Origin of the sequence: Streptomyces polygonati (assembly GCF_042650325.1) — a bacterium.
Lineage (GTDB): Bacteria > Actinomycetota > Actinomycetes > Streptomycetales > Streptomycetaceae > Actinacidiphila > Actinacidiphila polygonati.
Genome location: NZ_JBHSBB010000007.1, coordinates 447,066 through 471,267, shown reverse-complemented (window position 1 = coordinate 471,267; position 24,202 = coordinate 447,066). Strand labels below are relative to the sequence as shown.

24 protein-coding genes are annotated in these 24,202 nt (G+C 74.2%); 10 read left to right on the top strand and 14 right to left on the bottom strand.

What is annotated here, in order from left to right:
• Nucleotides 1-50: 50 nt before the first annotated feature.
• Together ACFO3J_RS08415 and ACFO3J_RS08410 are read left to right on the top strand one after the other, a co-directional pair.
• On the top strand, nt 51-890 hold the full coding sequence (locus ACFO3J_RS08415) for a DeoR/GlpR family DNA-binding transcription regulator (protein WP_386427685.1): 840 nt from the start codon (nt 51-53) through the stop codon (nt 888-890).
• Nucleotides 891-929: 39 nt separating this feature from the next.
• Entirely contained in the window at nt 930-1,400 is a 471-nt protein-coding gene (locus ACFO3J_RS08410) for an SRPBCC family protein (RefSeq protein WP_386427683.1), read from the top strand.
• A gap of 19 nt (nt 1,401-1,419) precedes the next feature.
• Here the strand turns inward: ACFO3J_RS08410 and ACFO3J_RS08405 are convergent, their stop codons facing one another.
• From ACFO3J_RS08405 to ACFO3J_RS08385, 5 genes are all read right to left on the bottom strand, one after another.
• Nucleotides 1,420-1,875: a hypothetical protein gene (locus ACFO3J_RS08405; protein ID WP_386427681.1), complete on the bottom strand. Its 456-nt coding sequence runs from the start codon at nt 1,873-1,875 to the stop codon at nt 1,420-1,422.
• Between the two features lie 191 nt (nt 1,876-2,066).
• Nucleotides 2,067-3,485, bottom strand: coding sequence for a hypothetical protein (locus ACFO3J_RS08400; RefSeq protein ID WP_386427679.1), 1,419 nt, complete (start codon nt 3,483-3,485; stop codon nt 2,067-2,069).
• 108 nt (nt 3,486-3,593) lie between these two features.
• Nucleotides 3,594-4,316, bottom strand: coding sequence for a cytochrome b/b6 domain-containing protein (locus tag ACFO3J_RS08395; RefSeq protein WP_386427678.1), 723 nt, complete (start codon nt 4,314-4,316; stop codon nt 3,594-3,596).
• A complete protein-coding gene (locus ACFO3J_RS08390; protein WP_386427676.1) occupies nt 4,300-5,082 on the bottom strand; it encodes a molybdopterin-dependent oxidoreductase in 783 nt (260 codons plus the stop codon). The genes ACFO3J_RS08395 and ACFO3J_RS08390 overlap by 17 nt, the downstream gene beginning before the upstream one ends.
• A 52-nt stretch (nt 5,083-5,134) precedes the next feature.
• Nucleotides 5,135-5,983, bottom strand: a complete 849-nt coding sequence (locus tag ACFO3J_RS08385) for an alpha/beta fold hydrolase (RefSeq protein WP_386427675.1) — start codon at nt 5,981-5,983, stop codon at nt 5,135-5,137.
• A gap of 125 nt (nt 5,984-6,108) precedes the next feature.
• Between ACFO3J_RS08385 and ACFO3J_RS08380 the strand changes: the two genes are divergently transcribed.
• The 3 genes from ACFO3J_RS08380 (at nt 6,109) to ACFO3J_RS08370 (ending at nt 9,207) form a co-directional block, all read left to right on the top strand.
• The gene (locus tag ACFO3J_RS08380; protein WP_386427674.1) at nt 6,109-7,449 is read left to right on the top strand and encodes an aminotransferase-like domain-containing protein; all 1,341 of its coding nucleotides are present in this window, start codon (nt 6,109-6,111) and stop codon (nt 7,447-7,449) included.
• A gap of 19 nt (nt 7,450-7,468) precedes the next feature.
• Nucleotides 7,469-8,515 carry a phosphotransferase gene (locus ACFO3J_RS08375; RefSeq protein ID WP_386427672.1) on the top strand — a complete coding sequence of 349 codons (1,047 nt, stop codon included), beginning with the start codon at nt 7,469-7,471 and terminating at the stop codon, nt 8,513-8,515.
• A gap of 188 nt (nt 8,516-8,703) precedes the next feature.
• On the top strand, nt 8,704-9,207 hold the full coding sequence (locus ACFO3J_RS08370) for an ATP-binding protein (protein WP_386427670.1): 504 nt from the start codon (nt 8,704-8,706) through the stop codon (nt 9,205-9,207).
• A gap of 124 nt (nt 9,208-9,331) precedes the next feature.
• Here ACFO3J_RS08370 and ACFO3J_RS08365 read toward each other — a convergent pair whose 3' ends face one another.
• From ACFO3J_RS08365 to ACFO3J_RS08355, 3 genes are read right to left on the bottom strand one after another with little or no spacing between them, the layout of a single operon-like run.
• Nucleotides 9,332-11,908 carry an ABC transporter permease gene (locus ACFO3J_RS08365; protein ID WP_386427669.1) on the bottom strand — a complete coding sequence of 859 codons (2,577 nt, stop codon included), beginning with the start codon at nt 11,906-11,908 and terminating at the stop codon, nt 9,332-9,334.
• Entirely contained in the window at nt 11,905-12,723 is an 819-nt protein-coding gene (locus ACFO3J_RS08360) for an ABC transporter ATP-binding protein (RefSeq protein ID WP_386427667.1), read from the bottom strand. The genes ACFO3J_RS08365 and ACFO3J_RS08360 overlap by 4 nt, the downstream gene beginning before the upstream one ends.
• A complete protein-coding gene (locus ACFO3J_RS08355) occupies nt 12,720-13,028 on the bottom strand; it encodes an SHOCT domain-containing protein (RefSeq protein WP_386427665.1) in 309 nt (102 codons plus the stop codon). The genes ACFO3J_RS08360 and ACFO3J_RS08355 overlap by 4 nt, the downstream gene beginning before the upstream one ends.
• Before the next feature lie 449 nt (nt 13,029-13,477).
• Here ACFO3J_RS08355 and ACFO3J_RS08350 point away from each other — a divergent pair, with 449 nt between their 5' ends.
• On the top strand, nt 13,478-14,191 hold the full coding sequence (locus ACFO3J_RS08350) for a DUF2797 domain-containing protein (RefSeq protein WP_386427663.1): 714 nt from the start codon (nt 13,478-13,480) through the stop codon (nt 14,189-14,191).
• A gap of 120 nt (nt 14,192-14,311) precedes the next feature.
• Here the strand turns inward: ACFO3J_RS08350 and ACFO3J_RS08345 are convergent, their stop codons facing one another.
• Nucleotides 14,312-15,535, bottom strand: a complete 1,224-nt coding sequence (locus tag ACFO3J_RS08345) for an ROK family protein (RefSeq protein WP_386427661.1) — start codon at nt 15,533-15,535, stop codon at nt 14,312-14,314.
• 17 nt (nt 15,536-15,552) lie between these two features.
• Here ACFO3J_RS08345 and ACFO3J_RS08340 point away from each other — a divergent pair, with 17 nt between their 5' ends.
• Complete coding sequence (locus ACFO3J_RS08340) at nt 15,553-16,881, top strand: MFS transporter (protein WP_386427659.1); 1,329 nt, start codon at nt 15,553-15,555, stop codon at nt 16,879-16,881.
• A 91-nt stretch (nt 16,882-16,972) separates the two neighbouring features.
• On the opposite strand, the gene ACFO3J_RS08335 is transcribed toward ACFO3J_RS08340, so the two are convergent.
• On the bottom strand, nt 16,973-17,368 hold the full coding sequence (locus tag ACFO3J_RS08335) for a MarR family winged helix-turn-helix transcriptional regulator (RefSeq protein WP_386427657.1): 396 nt from the start codon (nt 17,366-17,368) through the stop codon (nt 16,973-16,975).
• An 86-nt stretch (nt 17,369-17,454) separates the two neighbouring features.
• Between ACFO3J_RS08335 and ACFO3J_RS08330 the strand changes: the two genes are divergently transcribed.
• Both ACFO3J_RS08330 and ACFO3J_RS08325 read left to right on the top strand, forming a co-directional pair.
• Nucleotides 17,455-18,981: an MFS transporter gene (locus tag ACFO3J_RS08330; RefSeq protein WP_386427655.1), complete on the top strand. Its 1,527-nt coding sequence runs from the start codon at nt 17,455-17,457 to the stop codon at nt 18,979-18,981.
• Nucleotides 18,982-19,098: 117 nt separating this feature from the next.
• On the top strand, nt 19,099-19,401 hold the full coding sequence (locus ACFO3J_RS08325) for a DUF6332 family protein (RefSeq protein WP_386427654.1): 303 nt from the start codon (nt 19,099-19,101) through the stop codon (nt 19,399-19,401).
• Here the strand turns inward: ACFO3J_RS08325 and ACFO3J_RS08320 are convergent.
• Genes ACFO3J_RS08320 through ACFO3J_RS08310 form a run of 3 tightly spaced genes read right to left on the bottom strand, consistent with a single transcriptional unit; the run spans nt 19,362 to nt 22,131 of the window.
• The gene (locus ACFO3J_RS08320; protein WP_386427652.1) at nt 19,362-20,027 is read right to left on the bottom strand and encodes a response regulator transcription factor; all 666 of its coding nucleotides are present in this window, start codon (nt 20,025-20,027) and stop codon (nt 19,362-19,364) included. The two genes, ACFO3J_RS08325 and ACFO3J_RS08320, sit on opposite strands and share 40 nt — an antisense overlap.
• Nucleotides 20,024-21,361: a sensor histidine kinase gene (locus ACFO3J_RS08315; protein ID WP_386427650.1), complete on the bottom strand. Its 1,338-nt coding sequence runs from the start codon at nt 21,359-21,361 to the stop codon at nt 20,024-20,026. Before ACFO3J_RS08315 ends, ACFO3J_RS08320 begins: the two co-directional genes overlap by 4 nt.
• Nucleotides 21,362-21,420: 59 nt before the next feature.
• Nucleotides 21,421-22,131 carry a TetR/AcrR family transcriptional regulator gene (locus ACFO3J_RS08310; RefSeq protein ID WP_386427648.1) on the bottom strand — a complete coding sequence of 237 codons (711 nt, stop codon included), beginning with the start codon at nt 22,129-22,131 and terminating at the stop codon, nt 21,421-21,423.
• A gap of 143 nt (nt 22,132-22,274) precedes the next feature.
• Here ACFO3J_RS08310 and ACFO3J_RS08305 point away from each other — a divergent pair, with 143 nt between their 5' ends.
• The gene (locus ACFO3J_RS08305) at nt 22,275-22,775 is read left to right on the top strand and encodes a nitroreductase family deazaflavin-dependent oxidoreductase (RefSeq protein ID WP_386427647.1); all 501 of its coding nucleotides are present in this window, start codon (nt 22,275-22,277) and stop codon (nt 22,773-22,775) included.
• 59 nt (nt 22,776-22,834) lie between these two features.
• Here ACFO3J_RS08305 and ACFO3J_RS08300 read toward each other — a convergent pair whose 3' ends face one another.
• Nucleotides 22,835-24,127, bottom strand: coding sequence for a geranylgeranyl reductase family protein (locus ACFO3J_RS08300; protein WP_386427646.1), 1,293 nt, complete (start codon nt 24,125-24,127; stop codon nt 22,835-22,837).
• Nucleotides 24,128-24,202: the final 75 nt, after the last annotated feature.

Here is a 24,202-nt window from a genome sequence, read left to right as displayed (position 1 = left end):
CTTCGGCGTAGGGCACGGTGCACAACGAAACGGACGGGACGGGGTCACGGGTGAGCGACAACCAGAACCTCCTCGCAGAGCAGCGGCGGGCTCTGATCCTGGACGAGGTGCGACGGCGTGGCGGGGTACGGGTCAATGAGCTCACCCGGCGGCTGAACGTCTCGGACATGACCGTGCGCCGCGATCTCGACGCGCTGGCCCGGCAGGGCGTGGTCGAAAAGGTGCACGGCGGCGCGGTCCCGGTGGTGGAGGCCAGCAGCCACGAGCCGGGCTTCGAGGCGAAGTCGGGTCTGGAACTGGGCGCGAAGGAGGCCATCGCCCGGGCGGCGGCGGCCCTGGTCCCCCCGGGCAGCGCCATCGCGCTGGCCGGCGGCACCACCGCGTTCGCGCTGGCCCATCATCTGCTGGACGTACCGGACCTGACGGTGGTGACCAACTCGGTCCGGGTCGCCGACGTGTTCCAGTCCGGGCAGCGCCGGCCCGGCACCGGCCACGGGGACGCCTCGGCGACCGTGGTGATCACCGGCGGGGTGCGCACCCCGTCCGAGACGCTGGTCGGGCCGGTCGCGGACCGGGCCATCCAGTCGCTCCACTTCGACCTGCTGTTCCTGGGTGTCCACGGCATCTCGGTGGAGGCCGGACTGTCCACGCCGAATCTGGCGGAGGCGGAGACCAACCGGCAGTTCGTACGCTCGGCGCGCCGGGTGGTGGTGATCGCCGACCACACCAAGTGGGGCACGGTGGGCCTGAGTTCCTTCGCCTCCCTGGAGGACGTGGGCACCCTGGTGACGGACGCCGGCATCCCCGAGGTGCTGCGGGCGGAGATCGCCGAGCACCTGGCGGACCTGATCGTCGCGGGTGAACCGGGCGGCGAGAGCGCCGAGAGCTGACGGCGGACAAGCGGCCGCACCGGGCGTAGCCTGCGGCTCATGGCTCGTCTCAAACACCGACTGCGCCCGGTCGGACTGGAGTTCCTCGACAGCGCACCGGTCAGGCTGGTCTTCTCGCTGGCCGTCGCGGCCTCCCCGGAAGCCGTCTACCGCGCTCTCGCGGAGGAGACCGGGTCCTGGCCCGAGTGGTTCGGCGCTGTCCGGCGGGCCCGGGACACGCGGACCGGGCGCTATGTCGTGCTGGCCGGCGGCGCGGCCTTCGAGGAGACGGTGCTGGTGGCCGAGGCGCCGCGGCGGTACGCCTACCGGACCGACGCCATGAACCGGCCGGGTGTGAAGGCACTGCTGGAGGAGTGGCGGGTGGAGCCGGTCGGCCGGTCCAGCCTGGTGCAGTGGACGGTCGTGGCCGAGCCCACCCGGACCGGCACGGCCCTGCTGCGGGTGTTCGCCCCGGCGCTGCGGCGGTCCTTCCGGGCGGCGATGCGGAAGCTGGACGAGCGCGGCGTGTGAGTGCCGGTCCGCGGCCAGGTCAGGTGCGGATGGTGTGGCCCGGGCCGGGCTGCGGCGAGACGCTGGTCGGCGCGGGTCCGGGGGTGCCGCCCTGCTGCCAGCCGTCGCCGCGTATGAAGGACCAGGCGCGGCCGGGCGCGAGCACGATCAGCAGCAGGAGCACCACCAGCACGACGGCGGCCGCGCCCCGGATCCGGCTGCGGCGGCGCAGCCGGACTTCGGCGGCGTCCGTGGTCCCGGAGCGCCAGGCGTGCGGCCCGGGGCCACGGACGCCCCGCCCGGGGCGCCGCCTGCTCGCTTCGGCGAGCCGCGCCTCCTCCTCGCGCAGCCGCCGGGCCACGATCCTGGCCCGTGCGGACGGTTCCCTGGGCGCGCTGGCCCGGATGTCGGTCTCGGTGTCCCGCAGGAACTGGTCCCAGACCTCGTCGGGCAGGGACCCTTCTCCCTCGGGGGCGGGCGATGAATCGGTGGTCACGGTACGCGTCCCGTCTCGTGCAGCATGTTGAGGCCGCGAGCCGGTCGCGTGGTGCCCCCCACAGGCGAATCAACAGTTCGTAGGCCACTTATTACCGCTCGAACGAGTGAACCCACAAGTTCGGTTCCGCGGTGGGCACCGGAGCTGGTCCGGCCCGGCCTCCCGCGGCCGGGCCCGGGCGCTGTCCGCCGTCAGCGGTATTCGGCCAGCCGGGGCCGTACGGCCAGCAGGACCAGCACCCCGGCCAGGCCGAGAGCCCCGGCCGGCACCGCGGGCCAGCCGTCCAGCGAGCCGCGGGCGTCGGTGGCGTGGGCGCTGAAATCGGCCAGTTGTCGGCCGGCCAGGCTGTCGAGGGTGGTGGCGAAGTCCCAGAAGTCGAAGGCGACGTCGCCGCGTCCGACTTCGGTGAGCACCTTCGCGGCCTCGTCGGCCGCGGCCTTGTCGGTCCTGCCCGCCGCCTTCAGGGTGCGCAGCCGCCGGTCGTCGGCGCGGAAGTGGCCGTAGCGGGTCAGGACGTCCTCGTACGCCGGACGCTCCGCCGCGCTGGCGTAGCCGTCGGGTGTCAGCAGGGCGTCGAGGCGCTCGGTCAGCTCGGTGAACTGCGCGGCGTCCGCGGCTCCGAAGGCCGAGTCGTGCACGAACCAGCGGCTCTCGGTGGCGGCGGCCTGGGCGGCCACCGCGCGTGCCTCGGCCAGCCGGGTCCAGGGGCGCAGTCCCTGGCCGACCGCGGTGTTCACATCGCTCGCGCAGGAGGTCAGGGCGAGCGTGCCGGCCAGGCTGACGGCGAGTACGGCGGCGGTCGCGCCGACCAGCGGAAGGCTGAGCAACCGCCGGTAGTCACGGGCCAGTTCGCGCTGCCACCACAGCAGAAGAGCGAGGGTGAGCAGGCCGAGCAGGCCGACGGCGAGCGCCCACCGCGAGGTGGCGTCGTGGACCTGGTCCTGGCGCTGCGCGGCCTGTTTCTGGTAGGCCGCGAACAGCGAGGACGCGGCGGGCAGCAGATCGTCCCGCATCACCTCGCCGGCCTGGACGTTCATGGAGACGGCGATGGGCGGCGGGAAGCCCGCCAGCCGGCTGGTGTTCTGCTCGTCGACGTAGGCGGCGCGCCCGCTGAGGTCGTCGTAGCGGCCGAGTGCGTCGAGCAGGGCGCGGACCTGTGTGCCCTGGGTGGCGTCGGCGCCCAACTGGCGCAACAGGTCGCTGACCTGGGCGCGTCGCTGCTGTGCGGTGATGAGTGCGACGAGTTCGTTGCCGACCTCCACCGTGGGGCTGACGGCGGACTGCCCCGGCGCGAGGGTGTCGGCCCGCTGGGCGTCCAGGTCGGCGAGTGCGAAGCGCAACTGCCCTGCCACGGCGGCCCGTTCGGTGACGGTGGTACGCAGCGCATCGGCGTCCCGGCGCGCCGCCACCGAGCCGACGACCGCGAGCGCGCACAGTGTCCCGAGCAGGATCAGCGCGACCACCGCCCGTATGCCCAGCCGGCGCGGACCGGGCCGGCCCGTCCGGCGGCGGGCGGGCCGGTACAGCTCGGGACGCGGCGCCCTCCCCGCGAGCCCTTCCGGGGAACCCCCCGCCGCCACCGGCCGCGTCGTGATCTGAGGCGTCGTCATGCTGTGACGCTAGGTTCCGGCGGCGAAGCGGCGATGGCGTCATGGCGACCGCGCGGTGTCCTGGGTGTAACGGAACGGCTGCGAAGGGCGACGCCGGCGGTTCGACGGTCAGCCGGCGGGCGGCGGCTCCGGATCGATCCGCTCCGCCGCCGGCGCGGGCTCCGGCCGCGGCGGTGTCGTCGTCCTCGGGGGGTCCGGGCGCCACAGCGGGTGCTCGGCACCGATCCACCAGCGTGGCACGTAGCCGGTGCGCAGGCCGCGACGGGCCTCGGGGTCCTTCGCGGCGAACCGCACATGGCCGGCGATGGCGACGACGACGAGCAGGAAGAGCCAGTCGTGCACGAAGGTCGCACCGGTGCGCCACACCAGCGGGGTCAGCCGGGGGAACCACATGATCAGCCCGGTACCGACCATGAGCAGGATCGCGCCCACGGTGAAGGCGGCGTAGAGCTTCTGCCCGGCGTTGAACTTGCCCGCCAGGCTCGGTTCGCGCCGACGGCGGTGCAGCGCGACGCGCAGCCAGTGCCAGTCGTGCGGGAAGAAGCGGCCGAGCCGCCCGGCGTCGGCCCGGAAGGCGCGGGAGACCAGGCCGAGCAGCGGCGGCGCGGGCAGCAGGATGCCCGACCACTCGTGGATGGTCACCACCAGCCGGCGGCGGCCCACCATCTCGGCGAGCGGCGGAAAGTACAGGCAGACGGCGGTGAAGACGCAGACGCCCATCAGCCAGGCCAGCGAGCGGTGCACCCAGGTCTCGGCCCGGGTGAAGCGGCGCACTCCGCCGGCCGCCCGGGACTGCTCGATCCTGGCCATCGAGTCATGCAGTCGGGTCATCATGGCGACCGTTCGATTTGCCGACCCACCCGTCCACGTCATATCCGTAGTGCTCCCAGTAGCCCGGTTGGACGTCCTTGGTGACCGTGATGCCGGAAAGCCACTTGGCGGACTTGTAGAAGTACATGGGCGCGGCGTAGAGCCGCACCGGGCCGCCGTGCGCGTCGGTGACCGGCTTGTCGTTCATGGTCAGGGCCACCAGCATGTCGCCGCGGCGGGCCTGGTCGAGGGTGAGGCTCTCACTGTAGACGCCGTCGAAGCAGGTGAAGCGGACCGCGGTGCCCTCGGCCCGCACCCCGGCCGCGTCCAGCAGGGTGGACAGCCGCACCCCGGAGAAGGCGGTGTTCGGCACCCGCCAGCCGGTGACGCACTGCACGTCGTGCACCATCCGCACCTGGGGCAGGGCCCGCAGGTCGGACAGCCGGAAGCTGAGCGGTTTGTCCACCAGGCCGCCGACGGTCAGCCGGTAGTCGGCCTCGCCGCGGTGCGGGATGGAGTTGGACACCGAGTAGAAGCGGAACCCGCCACCGCCGGGCAGCAGTCCGGTGACACCGGTGGGATCCAGGGTGGAGACCGAGGCCAGGATCCCGTCCACCTTGTCCTGCAGGGCCCCGCCGACGGCCACACCCGCGGCGCCCAGGCCCAGCATGCCGAGCACCAGGCGGCGGCCCACAGGGCTGCCGCGCCTCTGCTCCTCGGGGTCCTCGGCGCCCTCGGCGGGCAGCGGCTCCGGTGTCTTCACCGGGGGCGACGTGCGGTCTTCCATGCGGCGATTCGAGCACGTGCGCGGCCTCCTGGCCAGGGGCGGCCGGCAAACGTCAGACTTCCGTCACATCTGTGGCCGCCGCGACGGCCGCCAGCAGTCCCGTCAGCGCGGCGTTGAACGCGGCGGGCCGCTCCAGGTTGGGCAGGTGCCCGGCCCCCTCGACCACCGCCAGCCGCGCGCCCGGTATCCGCTCCCGCAGGAACTCCGCGTCCGCGACCGGGGTGAAGACGTCATCCCGCCCGACCACGACGAGCGCCGGCACGCCGATGCCCGCCAGCGTCCCGGTGTAGTCGGGCCGCTCGGCCCGCCCCCGCAGGGCGGCGGCCGCCCCCTCGGGCGGTGCCCCGAGCATCATCGCCAGCACGTGCGCGGCGACCGCGGGCATCGCGGCGACGTTGGCCGGCGTGATCATCTTGTCCAGCACCTCATGGGCGTAGCCGGCCATGCCCTCCGCCAGCAGCCGGTCGGCCCGCTCGTTGCGCTCCCGCTTGCCGGCCGGTGTCTCGCCCTGCGCGAAGGTGTCCGCTAGCAGCAGCCCGGCCACCCGCCCGGGGAAGAGCCGGTGGAACTCCAGCGCGATCTGCCCGCCCATCGACACCCCGCACACCACGGCGCGCGCCATCCCCAGCCGGTCCAGCAACCCGGCCAGATCCCGGGCGAACGTCTCCAGCGGCACCACCCCCGGCACCACCGTCGTCCCGCCATAGCCGCGCAGATCCGGTGCGACCGCCCGCACCCCGCGCCGGACCAGCTCCTCGACCTGCGGCCTCCACATCGTCCGGTCGAACGGATGGCCGTGCACGAACAGGACCGCCGGTCCCCCTTCCGCACCGGCCGCCGGAACGGCGCTGCCGGAGTCCTCGTACGCGATGGCTATGCCGTTGACGTTTGCACTGTCCACCTGGGCGTTTCCCCTCTGCCGCGCTGATGGCTCGATGCTATGGGTGGGCATATTTCGGGGCAATCCCTATATTGATCTCGGTGCAATATGGACCGGCTGGCCGGCCGGTCCGGACGGAGGGAAACGTGCGGGATTTTCGGCGGGTGGCGGACGGGGTCGCCGCTCAGATCGCGGCGGGGCGACTGCGGGCCGGAGACCGGTTGCCGACGCAGCGGGGATTCGCTCGGCGGCACGGGATCGCGGACTCGACGGCGAACCGCGTCTACGCGGAGCTGGCGCGGCGCGGGCTGGTGGTCGGAGAGGTCGGGCGGGGGACGTTCGTACGGGCGGCGCCGCCGGTCGCCGGGCCCGCGCTGGCCGAGCCGTCACCCGCACGGGTCGACCTCGAACTGAACTACCCGGTCGTGGACGGCCAGTCGGAGCTGCTGGGCGCCGGGCTGGCCCGGCTCGCCCGCCCGGACGTGCTGGCCGCGGCGATGCGTCCGGCCGGGGCCGCGGGCACGGCGGCGGCCCGGCAGGCGGTGGCCGCCCTGCTCGCCCGCCCCGGCTGGTCACCCGCCCCCGCGGACGTGCTGTTCGCGGGGAACGGCCGTCAGGCGATCGCCGCCGCGGTGGCCGCGCTGGTCCCCACCGGCGGCCGGCTGGGCGTCGAGGCGTTCACCTACCCCGTGGTGAAGGCGCTCGCCGGTCGCCTCGGCGTCACTCTCGTACCTCTCGACTGCGACGCGGAGGGCCTGCGGCCGGACGCGCTGCTCGCCGCCCGCCGGGCCGGTCCCCTGCGCGCGGTCTACCTCCAGCCGACCCTGCACAATCCGCTGGGGGTGACGATGCCGGCCGCCCGGCGGGCCGAACTCGCCGCCGTGCTGGGGCAGATCGACGCCGTCGCGGTGGAGGACGCGGTCTGGTCGTTCCTGGACGCGGACGCGCCGCCACCACTGGCGGCGTACGCCCCGGAGCGGGTGATCCACACCGACAGCCTGTCCAAGCGGCTCGCCCCGGGCCTCACCGCGGGCTTCCTGATCGGCCCGCCCGCGCTCCGGGACCGGCTGACCGCGGCGCTGCGCTCCGGCGCCTGGACGGTCACGGGGTACGCCCTGGAAGCAGCGACCGGTTGGCTCACCGACGGCACGGCGGCGGCGATCAGCGCGGCCAAGCGGGCGGACGCGGCCGAGCGGCAGGGCATCGCCGCCGAGGCGCTGCGCGGCTTCACCCTGCGCGCGGACGCCCGGTCGTACTTCTGCTGGTGGGAGCTGCCCGGCCCATGGCGGGCCGACACGTTCGTGGCCGCCGCCGCCCGCCACGGCATCGCCGTCACCCCGGCCGCGTCCTTCGCCGTACTCCCGCACCGGACTCCCAACGCCCTGCGGCTCGCCCTGGCCTCGCCCCCGCTTCCACAGCTGCGCGGCACCCTGGCGACCCTCGCCGCCCTGGCCGGCGGTGACCCCGACGACTCCTCCCCCGACTGACCGGAGGTAGCGTCACCGCATGCTTTCTGGAGTGCCGTTGAGCGATGCGTTGCGTGCCGAGTTCGGGGCGGTGGGCCGGGCGCGGCGGATCGGCAGCAGTCCGCGGTCGCGGGTGTGGGCCGTGACGCTGGGCGATACGCCCGTCGTGGTGAAGCAATCGGTGGGCGGCCCCGAGGCGCAGGCGCGGTTCGCCCGCGAGGTGACCGCGCTGCGGGTGGCCGGGCGGGCCGGGGTGCGGGTCGCGGCGCCCCTGCTCGGAGTGGACGAGCAGGCACGGGTGATGGTGCTCGGCCGGATCGAGGGCGGCCCGCCGGGCGCGGGCTGGGCGGTGGCGTACGCGCGGGCGCTGGCGCGGCTGCACGCGACGGGCCGCCCGGAGGATGCCGGCGGGTTGCCGGTGTGGGCCGGGCCCACGCAGGCCGACGTGGAGGCGTTCTGCGGGTTCGCCGGCGCCCTGGGCGTCCCGGTGGGCGCCGGCGCCCGCGCCGAACTGACCGCCGCCGTCGAGCGGTTGGCGGCCGAAGCGGCGGGCGGCCACGCGCTGCTGCACGGCGATCCCTGCCCGGGCAACGATCTGTACACGGCCGACGGCCCGGTCTTCGTCGACTTCGAGGGCGCGGCCCTCGGCAGCGGCTCCGTCGAACTCGCCTATCTGCGGATCGGTTTCCCCACCTGCTGGGGTTCGATGGCGCTGCGGCCCGCGGAGTTGGCCGCGGCGGAGGGCGCCTACGCCGACAGCTGGCGGCAGGTCACCGGGACGGAGGTCTCGGGTGATCCGGCCGATGCCTGCCTCGGCTGGCTGATCCGGGGTGACGCCCTCGTCCCGTGCGCGAAGCGCGGCACCCGGGACCACCTGGCCCGCGCCGCCCGGCGCGACTGGCGCTGGGGGCCGCCCTCGGCCCGGGAGCGGCTGCGCCACCGCCTCGCGGTCGTCAGCGACCTCGGCGTCGGCCACCCCCGCATCCGGCGTGTCGGCGATCTGACCGCCGTGCTCCATCACGCTGTGTCGACCCGCTGGCCCGGTCTGGAAGCGCTTCCCGCCAGCCGTGACCCCCGCGCCGACTGACCGCCGGAGCACCCGTGGAAGTTGCGCCGCGCCCGGCGCGGGGTGACCCTGAAGAAGCATCACGGAGTACTGCAGCAGTAACTCTACGCATTTCACTCAAGTGTTCCCATTGGAGCGGCGCACGGCCCGGCCTCCCGCGTGTGCGGTGGGCTGGTCTCCTCGCCGCGGAGGGAGTCGCAGCCGTGATCATGCAAGCCGACCAGGCCGACCCAGCGGCCAGAGAATGTGCGCTCGAACTGGAAGCGCACCCGTACCGGATCCAGCAGATCCGGCGCATCGTTTCCGCCCAGCTTCGCTACTGGCGCCTCGATCCGCTCGTCGACGCGGCATCGACCGGCATCAGCGAGCTGCTCGCCAATGTCCATCGCCATGCCAGGCCCGACAAGAAGTGCGCCGTGAAGCTGACCCTCGCGGTCGACCGCCTCAAAGTGGCCGTCACGGACCACGATCCGCGGCTGCCCCATCTTCGCCCCATGGAACCGACCGCCACCACCGGCCGCGGTCTGGCCATGGTCGAGGCGATGAGCGACGGCTGGGGCACGGACCTGCTGCCGGGCGCCTCCGGCAAGGTGGTGTGGTTCGTCCTGCGCACCCCGATGGCGGCGCCCACCCTCGTCCCCTTGAAATCCGCCACCATGCCGCAGGAGCGGATCGCTCCGGACCGCCTCGCGGTGGCGGCTTCGGTCGCCTGAAGGCCCAGCCGACGCGGCCGTGAACCGGACCGGCCACCGCCTCCCGTCAGGGGACGGCGGCCGGTCCGGCCGGTGGAACGGGGGCCCTCGCGATCACCGCGTACCGGACCTCGCCGACGGGACCTCACTCGCTGGCTGTCGCCCGCAGGATGTCCAGCCGGGCCGCCCGCCGCGCGGGCCGCCATCCGGCCAGTACGCCCGCGGTGACACCGACCAGGACGACCACGGCCAGCCGCGCCGGCGGGATCGCGAACGCGCTGGTGCCGTCGCTGTCCGTGGCCCGCACCAGCGCCCAGCCGAGGAAGGCGCCGAGACCGGTACCGCCGGCGGTACCGAAGGCGGCCACCATCACCGACTCCCAGCGGACCATCGCCCGCAGCTGCGCCCGGGTCTGGCCCACGGCCCGCAGCAGGCCCAGTTCCCTGGTCCGTTCATGGACCGCGAGAGTGAGGGTGTTGGCGATGCCGAGCAGGGCGATCAGCACGGCCAGCGCCAGCAGCGCGTAGATCAGGGTGAGGAAGGTGTCGATGCCGGCCGCCGAGGACTCGGCGTACTCACTCCTGGTCCGCACGTCCGGCGCCCCGAAGGCCGCCACCGCCTTGATCACCGCGGCCTTCCCCGCGGCCGTGGGGACACCGTCCCGGAAGCCGATGGCGACCAGGGTGTCCTTGTCCTGGATGTGGTGCGGGGCCCAGGCGGCGCGGGTGATCAGATAGTCGCCGGCCAGGTCGGCGCGGTCGTAGACCGCGGCGACGGTGAACGGCACCCTCTGCCCGTCCGCGAAGCCGAGCTCGACCGGGCTGCCGGTGGTCCAGCCGCGCTGGTCCGCCTCCTTCCGCGAGACCGCGACGGCATGGCTGCCGAGGCCGGCGAGGGAACCGCGCACCGTGCCGAGGTCGAGCAGCCGCGACAGGGCGGCCGGGTCGGTGACGGTGAGCTGCCGCCCGCGGCCGTCGACCTCCGCGATGCCGCGGCCGAGCCCCACCGCGGCTTCGACCTGCGGGAGTCTCGCCACGGTCGGGGCGATGCGCGGGCTGAGTCCGCTGCCGCCGGCTCCGTAGACCTGCGCGCTGATCGCCACGTCGCCGGCGAAGGAGCGGTCCACCGCCTGCGACATGGTCTCCTTCAACGAGGCACCGAAGACGGTGAAGAGGGAGACCACCGCCACTCCGATCATCAGCGCGGTCGCGGTGGCCGCGGTCCGGTGGGGACTGCGCAGCGCGTTGCGGCGGGCCAGCGCCCCGCTCACTCCGCGCAGCCGGGCGACCGGCGCGCCCAGCAGCCGTACCGCCACCGAGGCGGCGACCGGGCCGAGCAGCACGAACGCGGCCAGGGTCAGCGCCGCGCCGATCCCGGTCAGCGGCAGGCTCGCGGCGGCCACGCCCGCCGCGGTCAGGGCGACACCCGCCGCTGCCGTAGCGAGCCCGGTCGTGGCACGACGCCGGGAGGCCCCCGAGGTGTCGGCGGCACTCTCCCGGAGCGCGGCGATCGGCGCCGTACGCCCGGCCCGCAGCGCCGGCAGGACGGCCGAGCCGACGCACACCAGCAGGCCGACGGCGAGCGGGACGGCCATCGCGGCGGCGTGGATCACCAGTCCGCGCCCAGGGAAGGGGAAGCCGACAGCCGGGAAGAGGGCCTGCAGACCGGCCGCGACGCCGATGCCGCCGAGCAGCCCCGCCCCCGAGGCCGCCGCGGCCACCACGGAGGCTTCGGCCAGGGTCGAGCCGAGTATCTGACGGCGGCTCGCGCCGAGCGCCCTCAGCAGCGCGTTCTCCCGCGACCGCTGGGCGACGACGATGGCGAAGGTGTTGTGGATGCTGAAGGTGGCGACCAGCAGGGCGATGCCGGCGAACACCACCAGCAGGCTGGTGAAGATGTCCAGGAAGGCGCCCGCGGTGGCGTCCTCGGTCTCGGCGCCGGCCTGCTGCCCGGTGATCGCCTCGTACGGGGCGGGCAGTGTCCGGGCCACCCGCTCGGTGAGCTGCCGCGAGCCGATGCCGGGTGCCGCCCTGACCTTGAGGGCGGTGGCCTCGCCCGGCGCGGGCATCAGATAGCGCTCGGCGTCGGCGTACGTGAGGCCGGCGAACGTGGTCTGGCCCTCACCGTCCTCGCCGCCGAAGGTGGCCACGCCGACGATGGTGATCTTCACCGGATCGGGTGTACGCAGCACGGTGGTGTCGCCGACCCGCAGCCCGGCCTGCCGGGCGGCCTCCCGGTTGATCACCGCCTCGCCAGGGGCGTCGGGCGCTTGCCCCTCGACCAGCCGGTACGGGTTGAGTCCGGTGTCGGCGATCCAGTTGGCGGCCACCGTCGGGCCCCTGGTCTCCAGTGTCCTGCCGTCGTGCGCGACGAGTTCGCCGGCGCCCTCGATGTCGGGAGCGGCGGCGGCGACGCCGGGCACCTTCCGGACGGCGGTGAGAAGACCGGTCGGCACCGGCCTGCGGGTGCCGGCGCCGGTACCCGCCCTGATCTGGTCGGCGCCGCGGACCACGGTGTCGGTGCCGCTGTAGGCGTCGGCGAAGAGCTTGCCGAAGCCGGCCCGCAGGGTGTCGCCCATGACCATGGTCCCGGCCAGGAAGGCGACGCCGAGGAGGACCGCGACGAAGGTCCCGGCGAAGCGGCGCTTGTGGGCGCGGATTCCGGCGAGGCCGAGGCGCAGGGTGATACGGGCCGCGGTGGGGAGGGTGGGCGGACGCGTCATGAGCCGGCGCTCCCCCGTACGGCCGCGTCCCGCCCGGTGTCCGCCGGCCGCCCGTCGAAGGCCTTCATCCGGTCGAGCACCTTGGCGGCGGTGGGCGCCGCCATCCGGTCCACCAGCCGCCCGTCCGCGAGGAAGACCACCTCGTCGGCGTGCGCGGCGGCGCCGGGGTCGTGGGTGACCATCACCACGGTGCGTCCCATGTCGTGCACCGCCCGGCCGAGCAGGTCCAGGACCTCGCCGCCGGAGCGGGAGTCCAGATTGCCGGTCGGCTCGTCGGCGAAGACCACCTGGGGCCGCCCGGCCAGCGCGCGGGCCACCGCGACCCGCTGCTGCTGGCCGCCGGACAGCTCGCCGGGCCGGTGCGAGAGCCGGTCACCGAGACCGACCACCGCCACCAGTGTGTTCACCCATTCGGCGTCGGGCCGACGACCCGCCAGATCGAGCGGAAGGGTGATGTTCTCCGCGACGGTGAGGGTGGGCACCAGGTTGAAGGACTGGAAGACGAACCCCACCCGTTCACGGCGCAGCAGGGTCAGCCGCCGGTCGCCGAGCGGGCCGAGTTCGGTGTCGCCGATGTAGGCGCTGCCGGAGCTGAGTGAGTCGAGGCCTGCCGCGCAGTGCATCAGCGTGGACTTGCCGGAGCCGGACGGGCCCATGATCGCGGTGAAGCGCCCGGCCGGGAACCCGACCGTCACCGCGTCCAGCGCCCGGACGGCCGCTTCCCCGCTGCCGTAGACCTTGGAGGCGTCGACGACCCGGGCCGCCGTGGGCGGCTCCGCCGTGGGCGGGGCACTCATGCCGCTCATGCCGCTCATGCCGTGCCGCCCTTGCCGCCGCGCAGGTCGTGGCCGAAGTGCTCGTCCAGTACGGACAGCCGCCGCCAGTACTCGTCCTCGTCGATCTCCCCCGCCGCGAACCGGCGGCCGAGCACGGCGATCGGCGCGTGCTCGCCCGTGGCCGCCCGGTGCTGGGCCGCCCGGTCCCGCCAGGGCCCGCCGCGGCCCCGCCAGCCGGTACGGCGCAGCACGGTGACCACCGCGGCGACCGCGGCCGCCCAGATCAGCGGAAGGAACAGAATCCACGGGCCGGGCCCGTCGCCATGCCAAGCCAGGGTGCGCATCGCTGATCGTCTCCTCGTTCGACGCCGGTCCCTCCGGCACCCCTGAGCCTCGTCCTGCGCGCGTCCGAAGTCGTCCTACCGCCAGCGGCGGACGGACTGCTCTCCCGGGAGTAGCCGAGGCGGCCCGGACTGCTCCGAAGGCCCTGCGGGGCGGGCGGCCGCGGTGGCCGGGACGGCCCAGCGCACCTCCTGGGCGGGGACGGGCCGGACCGCTCGGGCCCGGACTGTCGGAGGGTGCGCCTACGGTGGAGGGCATGTGGCGGTGTACGGGGGTTCGGTGGCGGGACGGGGCTCCCGTGTGGGGGTGGCGGCATCCGGAGCGGGGGGAGCGGGTCAGTCCGCTGCGGGTGGGCGGCCCGTTGTCCTTCGCGGTGGACGCGGGGGCGATACGGGTGTGCGGCGGTGTGTCGCGGGCCGGTCGGTGGACGGCGTGCCCGTACCGCGCGCGGTTGTCGGAGACAGCGCGGCGGGACCAGTGCGAGCCGTGCTCGGCGCTGGACCGCTCCTTCTCGGTGGCGGCGGACACCCGGGTGGACGACCCGCGCCCGTTCGCCGTCTATCTGGCGTACTTCGGCCCCGGCCTGCACAAGGTCGGCATCACCGCGGCGGCCCGCGGCACCGCCCGGCTCCTTGAGCAGGCCGCCGTGTGCTTCACCTTCCTCGGCGAGGGACCGCTGATGACGGCGCGCCGTACGGAGGCGGTGCTGGGCGCGGCGCTGGGCATCCGCGACCGGGTGCAGGACGCGGCGAAGCGCGCGGCCCGCCGGGCGCTGCCCGACGCCGTGCGGCGGTCGGCCGAACTGCGCGGTGTGTACGACGAGGTCACGGCCCTGCGGGACCGGCTCCCGGACTCGCTGCGGCTGCGCCCTTTCGAGGTCGTCGACCACACGGCGCTCTTCGGCCTGCCCTCGTCGCCGCCGCCGACCGCCGAGATCACCGCTCTCGCCGGGGGCCGTTCGCTGAGCGGCTCGGTCCGCGCGGTCGCCGGCCATGATCTGCACATCGAGACACCCGGCGGCGTGCTCCTGCTCGACACCCGCTTGACGGCCGGCTGGCCGCTGCGACGCCGCGACCCGCGGGAGGACTCCGCCCCGCACGGGGACTCCGGCCCGCCGACCGCGCCGCTGCGGTGGCCGGTGAAGGAAGCGGAGCCGCTCTTCTGACGGGACACCACTTCCCGCCTCGTCCGCCGGCCGGCCTGCCGTCCGCCGGGGCGTCCGTTCCCGCCGCCCCGGCCGAAGCCGGGCGGGTCGGGACCGGGCGCCCGCGACGGGCGCCGGGAGTCAGCCCCCCAGCACCGCCAGCGGATCGTCCAGCACCGGCTGCCACGCCAACTCCGCCGCCCCGACAAGACTGTTGTGGTCGAGAGCGCAGGCCAGCACCGGTACGCCCCCGCTGCGCCCCCACAGGCTGTGGTCGGCCACCACCGCCCGCAGAGCCTCGGGGTCTGCGTCCAGCAGGTAGCGGTGGAGGCCGCCGAGCAGGATGCGGTCGGGGTTGAGGACATTGACCAGCCCGGCGAGGCCGCGGCCGAGCCGGTCGATCAGTATCCGGGCGGCGGCCCGTACGGAGGGATCCTCGTACTCCTCCTGGAGCAGGTCGATGGACTGCTGGAGCAGCGAGACCTCCGGCCCCGGCGCGCGGCCGGCCGCTTCCACGAAGGCCAGCGGGTCGGCCTCGACATCGAGGCAGCCCCGGCTCCCGCAGTGGCAGGGGCGTCCGTCGGGCAGCACGGTGAGGTGCCCGACTTCCAGGGCGAGCCCCGAACTGCCGGTGTGCAGGCGACCGTCCAGGACGAGCGCGCCGCCGACCCCGCGGTGTCCCGAGGCGACGACGAGCAGGTGCTGGGCGTCGCGCCCGGCGCCGTGCCGGTGCTCCGCGAGCGCGGCGACGTTGACGTCGTTGCCGACGAAGGAGGGGACGGGCTCGCCGTCCGGGCCGAGAATGCCGACCCGTGCGATCTGCCCGGCGAACGCCTCCCGCACCGGGGCGCCGGCCGGCCACGCCAGGTGCAGCGGGTTGAGCGCGGTGCCCTCCGGTTCGGCGACCGCCGACGGCACCGCGAGCCCGGCCCCCACACACACCCGCCCGGAGTCGCGCAGCAGCCGGGCCCCGGCCTCGACGACGGCGCCCAGGACGTGCGCCGGGTCGGCCGGCACACTCATGGTGCCCGGCGCGGTGGCCACGATCTCGCCGCCGAGCCCGACCAGCGCGGCCCGGAAGCCGTCGGCGTGCACCTGCGCGGCGAGGGCCACCGGGCCGCCGGGGGCCACGCCGAGCCGGTGCGAGGGCCGGCCCTGGGCGCCCGACGGCCCGGTGGGCCGGGTGTCGACCAGGATCAGCCCGAGCGCCTCCAACTCGGCGGCGACCGCTCCCGCCGTGGCGCGGGTCACCCCGAGCTCGGCGGTGAGCAGGGCGCGGGTGGCCGCACGGCCGGTATGCACCAGGGAAAGCGCGGGTCCGAGCGCACCCCGGCCTCGCTCAAGCCTTGTCCGAATCTGTGTCACCCCCCTATTCTGACTTTGTGCCGACGCTAAACAAAATAGGTACTGTTTTCTCGCCGTTTCCCCGATCCCACCACACTCCGGCCACCGATCCCGCCCTGCGGCGGCTGCGGGTCGCTCTGACCGCCTTCTTCGCGGTCGACGGCTTCCTCTTCGCCGGCTGGGTGGTCCGTATCCCGGCCATCAAGGCCCAGGTCGGCGCGTCCGCCGGACAGTTGGGCCTGGCCCTGCTGGGAGTGTCGGCCGGCGCGGTCGCCACGATGGTGCTCACCGGCCGGCTGTGCCGCGCGTTCGGCAGCGAGCGGGTCACCGTGGTGACCGGCGTCCTGCTCTCGCTGAGCATCGCGCTTCCACCGCGCACCCACTCGGCACTCGCCCTCGGCCTGGTGCTGCTCTGCTTCGGCATCTCCTACGGCGGCATGAACGTGGCGATGAACAGTGTCGCCGTCGATCTGGTGGCCGCGTTGCGCCGCCCGGTGATGTCCGGCTTCCACGCCGCCTACAGCATGGGCGGCCTGCTCGGCGCGGGCATCGGCGGCATCCTGGCCCCCCATCTGTCCCCCGCCACGCATCTGTTGCTGCTCACCCCGATCGGCCTGCTGGCGGTCGTGGTCGCCGGACGCGTACTGGTGGCGCATCCGCTGCGCGGGCCGGTGACGCGCGCGGCGGTGACCGTCGCACGGGTGGCGGACGGCCAGGTCGCGGACGCGTCCGCGGCCGAAGCGGCGGCCCCTTCCCCCGCCGCGGAGCTGGCCCCGGACGAACCGCGGGAAGGGCCGGAGCCCGCCGTCGTGGTGCGGCCGTCCACTTTGCTGGTCGCCGTCTTCGGTCTCATCGCGGCCTGCACGGCGTACGGTGAAGGCGCGCTCGCCGAGTGGGGACCGCTGCACATCCAGCAGGATCTGCACGGCGGGGCCGGCATCGCGGCGGCCGGTTACGCGTGCGTCACGCTGGCCATGACACTCGGCCGGCTCTCCGGCACCGCCCTGCTGCTCCGGCTCGGCCAGACGCGCGCGCTGGTGCTCGGCGGGCTGGTGGCATGCACCGGGATGCTGATCGGCGCGCTGGCACCGGTGATCCCGCTGGTGATGATCGGCTTCGCGATCACCGGCCTCGGCCTGGCCAACCTCTTCCCGACCGCGATCGCCAGAGCCGGGGAGCTGACCGGCCCGAGCGGCGTCGCGGCGGCGTCCACGCTCGGCTACGGCGGAATGCTGCTCGGGCCGCCCTCCATCGGCTTCCTCGCCGACGCCTTCGGGCTGCCCACCGCACTGACCACGGTCTCGCTGCTGGCCGCCGTCGCGGCGGGTATCGCGTACGCGGCACGGAACAGCGGCGCGACCGCGTAGCGCGACCGCGCCCGGCCGGGCCGGACGGCATCGGGAAGCGGGCCGCGGGGCGGCAGGATCTACGGGCAGCGGCCGGGGGAAGGCGGGCCCGTCAGCCCTTGGGGAGCATCCGCTCCAGTACGGCGAGATGCCCGGGGCGGGCCCGCTCGTAGCGTTCCCGGCCGGCGGCGGTGATCCCGACCCGCACTCCGCGCCGGTCCTCACTGCAGATGCCGCGGTCGACCAGACCGTCCTTCTCCAGCCGGGCGACCAGCCGGGACAGCGCGCTCTGACTGAGGTGGACCCGGTCGGCGAGCTCCTGCACGCGGAAGGAGCAGCCGCCGTCGTCCGCCTGCCCGTCGGCGAGCACATCGAGTACTTCGAAGTCGCTGGCGCACAGTCCGTGCGGGTGGAGTTCACGGTCGATCTCGCATGCCGTGCGCGCGTGGATGGCGAGGATCTCCCGCCACTCCGCTACGAGCGCCCGCTCATCCTTGTCGCCGGTCATGCCGCGAGACTAGCAGCAAACGAACCCATATGCACGGGCATTATATGCGCTTGCATTGAATGCGCGTGCATGTAAGTCTGTCGCCCATGACCTCTTCGTCATCTCCGCCCGTCGCCGTCCCCCGCCCCGAAGCACCGTGGACCGCCTTGCAATGGGGCACGCTCCTGGTGCTCTGCGCCGCGCTCTTCCTCGACGCCCTCGATGTCTCGATGGTGGGCGTGGCGCTCCCCTCGATCGGCGACGAACTCCACCTGTCCACGTCGTCGCTCCAGTGGGTCGTCAGCGGCTACATCCTCGGTTACGGCGGCCTGCTCCTCCTCGGCGGACGCGCAGCCGACCTGCTGGGCAGGCGCCGCGTCTTCCTGATCGCCCTCGGCGTCTTCGCGGTGGCCTCCCTGCTCGGCGGGCTCGTCGACTCCGGCGAGCTGCTGATCGCGTCCCGCTTCATCAAGGGTCTGAGCGCCGCCTTCACCGCGCCCGCCGGCCTGTCGATCATCACCACCACCTTCGCCGAGGGCCCGGTGCGCAACCGGGCCCTGACCATCTACTCCAGTTGCGGCGCCACCGGCTTCTCCATGGGCCTGGTGCTGTCCGGCTTCCTCACCGAGGCGGGCTGGCGCTGGACGATGCTGCTGCCGGCGCCGGTCGCCGTGATCGCGCTCGTCGCCGGTCTGAAGCTGATCCCGAGGATCCCCCGGGAGCGGACCGGGAGCCGCGGCTACGACCTGCCGGGTGCCGTCACCGGTACCGGCTCCATGCTGCTGCTGGTGTACACCGTGGTCTCCGCCTCCCAGGCGGGCTGGGCCTCGGCCAGGACCCTGGGCTCCTTCGCCGCGGTCGCGGTGCTGCTCGCCGCCTTCGTGGCCATCGAGCAGCGGTCGTCCGACCCGCTGATCCGGCTCGGTGTGCTGCGGTCCTCCGGCCAGGTGCGGGCCAATCTCGGCGCCGCCACCTTCTTCGGCTCCTATGTCGCCTTCCAGTTCCTGGTCACGCAGTATCTGCAGAACGTGCTGGGATACAGCGCGATGCGGACCGCGCTCGCCTTCCTGCCGGCCGGCGCCCTGGTGGCGATCCTGTCCACCCGGATGGGTCCGGTCGTGGACCGCTTCGGCACCGCCCGGGTGATCGCGGCCGGCTTCACCTCACTGGTGGTCGGCTACCTCCTCTTCCTGCGGATCGACCTGCACCCGAGCTACCCGGCGGTCATCCTGCCCTCGATGCTGCTGCTCGGCGCCGCCTTCGCCACCGCCTTCCCGTCCCTGAACATCCAGGCCACCAACGGCGTCGAGGACCATGAGCAGGGCATGGTCTCCGGGCTGCTCAACACCTCCATCCAGGTGGGCGGCGCCATCTTCCTGGCGGTGGTCACCGCGGTGGTGACCTCGCACACGGGCAACCACCCGGCGAGCAAGCAGGCGATCCTCGACAGCTACCGCCCCGGACTGTGGGTGGTGGCCGGCATCGGAGCGGCGGGGCTGCTGGTGACCCTTTCCGGACTGCGGAACAGGCGTCCCTCGTACGGAATCCTGGTCGCCTCCTCGGCCGACGACGACGCGCGGCGGGACGGGGAACCGCGCGCCGAGGCCGCCGAACACGTCGCGGTACGCGACTGAGCCCGGCGTTCGGCGACCACGGCCGGGCCCCGCGCGGGAGGGAAACGCGCGGGGCCCGGCCGTGTCCCCGTGGCACAATTGACGGGTCGTCGGGGGACGCGGTGGGGAGGAACCAGGATGAGCAGGGTCCGTACCCAGGACGAACGGGACGCGGCCACCGTCGAGATGGTCTACGCCGCTGCTACCGGAATGCTGCTGGCCGCCGCGGGTTTCGCCGCGACGATCAGTCCGGTACTGGCCGACGCGGCCCATGGCACGGCCCGCCAGGGGTGGTTCACGGCGGCGATCGTGATGGCCGCGGGTATCTTCTGCGGGCGGGTGGCGCTGACGCTGCGGCGCTTCGAGCAGGGCGGCCGCGCACGGGACCGCGACACGCCGGGTCAGCCGAGCCAGCCCGGGCGCACCAGACCCGACTCGTAAGCCAGCACCACCAGTTGGGCCCGGTCCCGCGCTCCCAGCTTCACCATGGCCCGGCTGACATGTGTCTTGGCGGTGAGCGGGCTGACGACGAGGCGGCGGGCGATCTCCTCGTTGGACAGCCCGATGCCGGCCAGGGCCATCACCTCGCGTTCACGGTCGGTGAGCCGGTCGAGGACGGCCACCGCCGCGGGTTCCTTGGAGCGGGCGGCGAACTCGGCGATGAGCCGGCGGGTCACGCCCGGGGAGAGCAGCGCGTCCCCGGCCACCACGGCCCTGACCGCGCGCAGCAGTTCGGCCGGCTCGGTGTCCTTGACCAGGAAGCCGGACGCACCGGCCCGGATCGCGTCGAAGACGTACTCGTCCAGTTCGAAGGTGGTCAGGATCACCACCTTCACGCCGGCCAGCTCCGGGTCCTCGGTGATCAGCCGGGTGGCGGCCAGACCGTCCATCAGCGGCATACGGATGTCCATGAGTACGGCGTCCGGGGCCAGTTCGCGGACCTGACGCAGCGCCTGCTCGCCGTCCGCCGCCTCCCCCACCACGTCGATGTCGCGCTGCGCGTCGAGCAGCGCCCGGAAGCCGGCCCGGACGAGCAGCTGGTCGTCGGCCAGCAGGACGCGGATCACCGGTGCTCCTCGACCGCGGCGGCGGCCGGCCGGGCGTCGCACTCCGGCACGGTCCGCGGCGGGCCCGGGGGGCGGCGGTCCGCGCGGGGTGTCAGGGGCCCGGGGCGGGGCTCCCGGTCCGGTGCGCGGTCTGCCGCGCGGCGGTCCGCACCGTCGCCGGCCGCGCCGAGCGGGAGGGTGGCGCTGACCCGGAAGCCGCCGCCGGGGCGCGGGCCGGTCGCGGAGCTGCCGCCGAGCGCGGCGGCCCGCTCGCGGATGCCGACCAGCCCGTTTCCGCCGCCGCTTTCGCCGCCCGGTACGGCGGGTCCGTCGTCGTCGATCCGCACCTCGAGGGCGCCGGGCCCGTAGGCCAGATGGATGCGGGCGGCCCGGGAACCGGAGTGCCGGACGACATTGGTGAGGGCTTCCTGGACGATGCGGAAGGCGGCGAGGTCGGCGCCCGGGGCGAGCGGGATCCTGCCGCCCGCCACGGTGACCTGGGCGTCGAGGCCCACGGAGCCGGCCTGCCGCACGAGTTCCGGCAGCCGGTCGAGGCCGGGGGCGGGCGACCGGGGAGCCTCACCGGGGGCGCGCAGGGCGCCGAGTACCTGGCGGACCTCGTCCAGCGCCTCCTTGCTCGCGGCCCTGATGGTGGTCAGCGCGATACGGGCCTGTTCGGGGCGGTCGTCGAGCAGGGCCAGCGCGACGCCGGACTGGACGTTGATCACCGAGATGCTGTGGGCGAGGACATCGTGGAGTTCACGGGCGATCCGCAGGCGTTCCTCGCCGGCCCGGCGGCGCTCGGCCGCGGCGCGCTCGCGGCGGTCCCGGGCGAGCTGTTCGCCGCGGACCCGGAACAGCTCGGCGGCGGCGAGCACCGCGAGCAGCCAGGCCCCCGAGCCGGAGACCTCCACCCATGACATGCGGTGGTCGGCGGTGGGAGGCAGCCACCGGTAGAGCCATTCACCGACGACCGCGTGACCCGCGTAGACGACGCCGGCGACGATCACTACGCCGCTGCGGTGCCCGGCCGCGACCGCGCTGAAGAAGGCGACCACCAGGGCCGCGAAGACCGGGCCATAGGGGTAGCCGAGCACGAGGTAGAGCAGGGTGACGGCGCCGGTCGCAGCGGCGACGGCCACCGGCATGCGGCGGCGCAGGAGCAGCAGAGCGGGGCCGGCCAGCAGCAGCGCGCAGCCGAGCGCGTCCAGTTGGACCCGGTGGGTCTGGTGGCGTCCGGCCACCCCGGAGCCGATCAGCTGGACGAACGCCAGCACCAGTGCGGGGAACCAGACCGGCCGCACGGCCGCGGGCAGCCCGTGGCGTGACGGCGCGGGCGGTTCCTCGTACGTCATACGCTCCACGCTAGACCGCCGCCCGGCTGGCCGGCGTCCTCCGGCCGGTGGGTTCGCGGCTACTCCGCCGGGAGTACATCGAGACCGACCTGATACGCCAGTGCGGAGGCCGCCTGGTCGAAGAACGGGCCGCGGGCCTCCACCACCTGGTTGAACTGGCCGAAGACCTCGAAGCTCACGATGCCGAAGACCTGGGCCCAGGCGGCGACGAGAGCGGCGATGACCGGGACGGGCAGCTCGGGAGCGAGGTCGGCGGCGAGCTGGGCGGCGTCGGCACGGACCGGGGCGGCCAGTGGGCGGCCCGGAGGAGCACCGAGCCGGCCGGCGCGGTGGGCGTCACGGACGATGGTGACCAGGGTGAGGGCGACGCGGGCGGCGTGGGCGATGGTGTCGGGCGGCGCGTTGTATCCCGGCACGGGCGAGCCGTAGATCAGCGCGTACTCGTGCGGGTGGGACACGGCCCAGTCGCGCGCGGCGCGGCAGACCGCGATCCACCGGTCGACGGGGTCCGCGGCGGCGGCCCCGGCGAGGGCCGCTTCGGCGGCGGCGCCTATCGCGTCGTAGGCGTCGATGATCAGGGCCGTCAGCAGATCGTCCCGGCTGGGGAAGTAGCGGTAGAGCGCGGAGGAGACCATCCCGAGCTCGCGGGCGACCGCACGCAGCGACAGGCGGGCCGCGCCCTCGGCGGCCAGCTGCCTCCTGGCCTCCTCCTTGATCGCGGCGGTCACTTCGATGCGGGCCCGTTCCCTGGCTCCTTTGATGACGCTCATGTCGGTCAGTTTGCCACATGGAATGAGCGTCGATCAATAATGAGAGCGGCGCGGAGAAAAGAGAGCAGTGCTCTTGCTTTCCGCGCCGAGCGATGTCAGGCTGTTCTCAAGCGAGAGCACCGCTCACAGATGGGGAGAGAAAGATGTCCGAGCACGCCGAGAAGCAGGCGCGGTCCGCGCAGTCCGCGAGCCGGGAGCACGTCAAGAAGCCCGGCTGGCTGACCGTCAATGTCCTGAACCGGGCGGTCGCCTGGATGACCCGGCGCGGCCTCAGCGTCTGGGGTTCCCGGGTGCTGGCGGTGCGGGGGCGCAAGAGCGGGGAGTGGCGTCGCACCCCGGTCAATCTGCTCACGGTCGACGGGCGGCGGTATCTGGTGGCCCCGCGCGGCCATGTGCAGTGGACGCACAACATGCGGGCGGCCGGCGGCGGACAGCTGCACCTGGGCAAGAAGGTCGAGGAGTTCACCGCCACCGAGGTCGCCGACGACGACAAGCCGGCGATCCTGCGGGCCTACCTCAAGCGCTGGAAGGCCGAGGTCGGAGTGTTCTTCGACGGGGTGGGCCCGGATTCCACCGACCAGGAGCTGCGCGCGATAGCGCCCAAGCACCCGGTCTTCCGGGTCCATCCCGCCGACGGCCGGTGAGCCGGCCCGCCGCGGCCCCGCGGTGCCGCGACCTCGCCGCACCGCTGGTCCGAGGGGGGTCAGGACCGGTCGGCCGTCCCCAGCGCCCGGCGGGCCAGCGGGTGGGTGCGGACGAGTTCGGCCAGCGAGCTGGTGCCGCGGGTGATGCCGGCGAAGGCGCGCCAGGCGGGCGGGAAGGTGGTGAGCGCGGCGTGCAGCAGCCCGGGGCGCCGTTCGAACAAGCTGAGCATGCGGCGGCCGACACCCATCTCCACGCCGAGTCCGGCCTTCACCGCGAAGGCGTAGTTCAGGGCCTGGCGGCGGGCGTCCACCGCGTCGTGGGACTCGGCGATGCGCACCGCCCACTCCCCCGCGAGGCGTCCGGAGCGCAGCGCGTAGGAGATGCCCTCACGGGTCCAGGGTTCGAGCAGCCCGGCGGCATCGCCGCACACCAGCACCCGGCCGCGGGACAGCGGGGAGTCGTCGGCGCGGCAGCGGGTGAGGTGGCCGGAGGAGACGCTGGGTTCGAAGCCCGCCAGGCCGAGCCGGGCGATGAAGTCGTCCAGATAGCGCTTGGTGGCACCGCCGTCGCCGCGGGCCGAGATCACGCCCACGGTGAGGGAGTCCCCCTTGGGGAAGACCCAGCCGTAACTGCCGGGCAGCGGCCCCCAGTCGATGAGCACCCGTCCGGCCCAGTCCTCGGCGACGGAGGCGGGCACCGGGATCTCGGATTCCAGTCCGAGGTCCACCTGGTCCAGCTTGACGCCGACGTGGGCCCCTATCCGGCTCGCGCTGCCGTCCGCGCCGACCACGGCCCGGGCATAGACGACCTCTTCACCGCCCTTGCCGTCGGAATTGACTATCACCGCGACCGTACGGCGGTCGGGCACACCGGGTCCATGCTGCTCGACCCGGGACACCGTCGCCCCGGTGCGCACCTCGGCGCCGGCCGCGCGGGCCGCGTCGACCAGCCCGGCGTCGAACTCGGGCCGGTTGATCAGCCCGAAGAGCATCTGCCGGGAGCGCTTGGTGCGCGACAGCCTGCCGTTGAGGCTGAAGGTGACCGCGTGCACCCGGTCGAGCAGCGGCAGTTCGAAGCCCGGCGGCAGCGCGTCCCGCGAGTAGCCGATGATGCCACCGCCGCATGTCTTGTACCGGGGCAGCTCGGCCTTCTCCAGCAGCAGGACCCGGCGGCCGGTCACCGCCGCCGCGTGGGCGGCCGAGGCTCCGGCGGGGCCCGCGCCGATCACCACGACATCCCAGACCGACGAGGTCTCGTCGTCCCCCGCACCGTTTTCCTGCGCTTGTTCACCACTCACGTGTGTTTCCGCTCCCGCTCGGCCCGTTCGGCTGTCTTCGCTGTTCAGCCGCATCCTATTGCGCCTGTCGCCGACAGCTCGCTGTGGCACCATCGGCAGCGAGCCGTCCCGGGTGGCAACGCGCCCCGC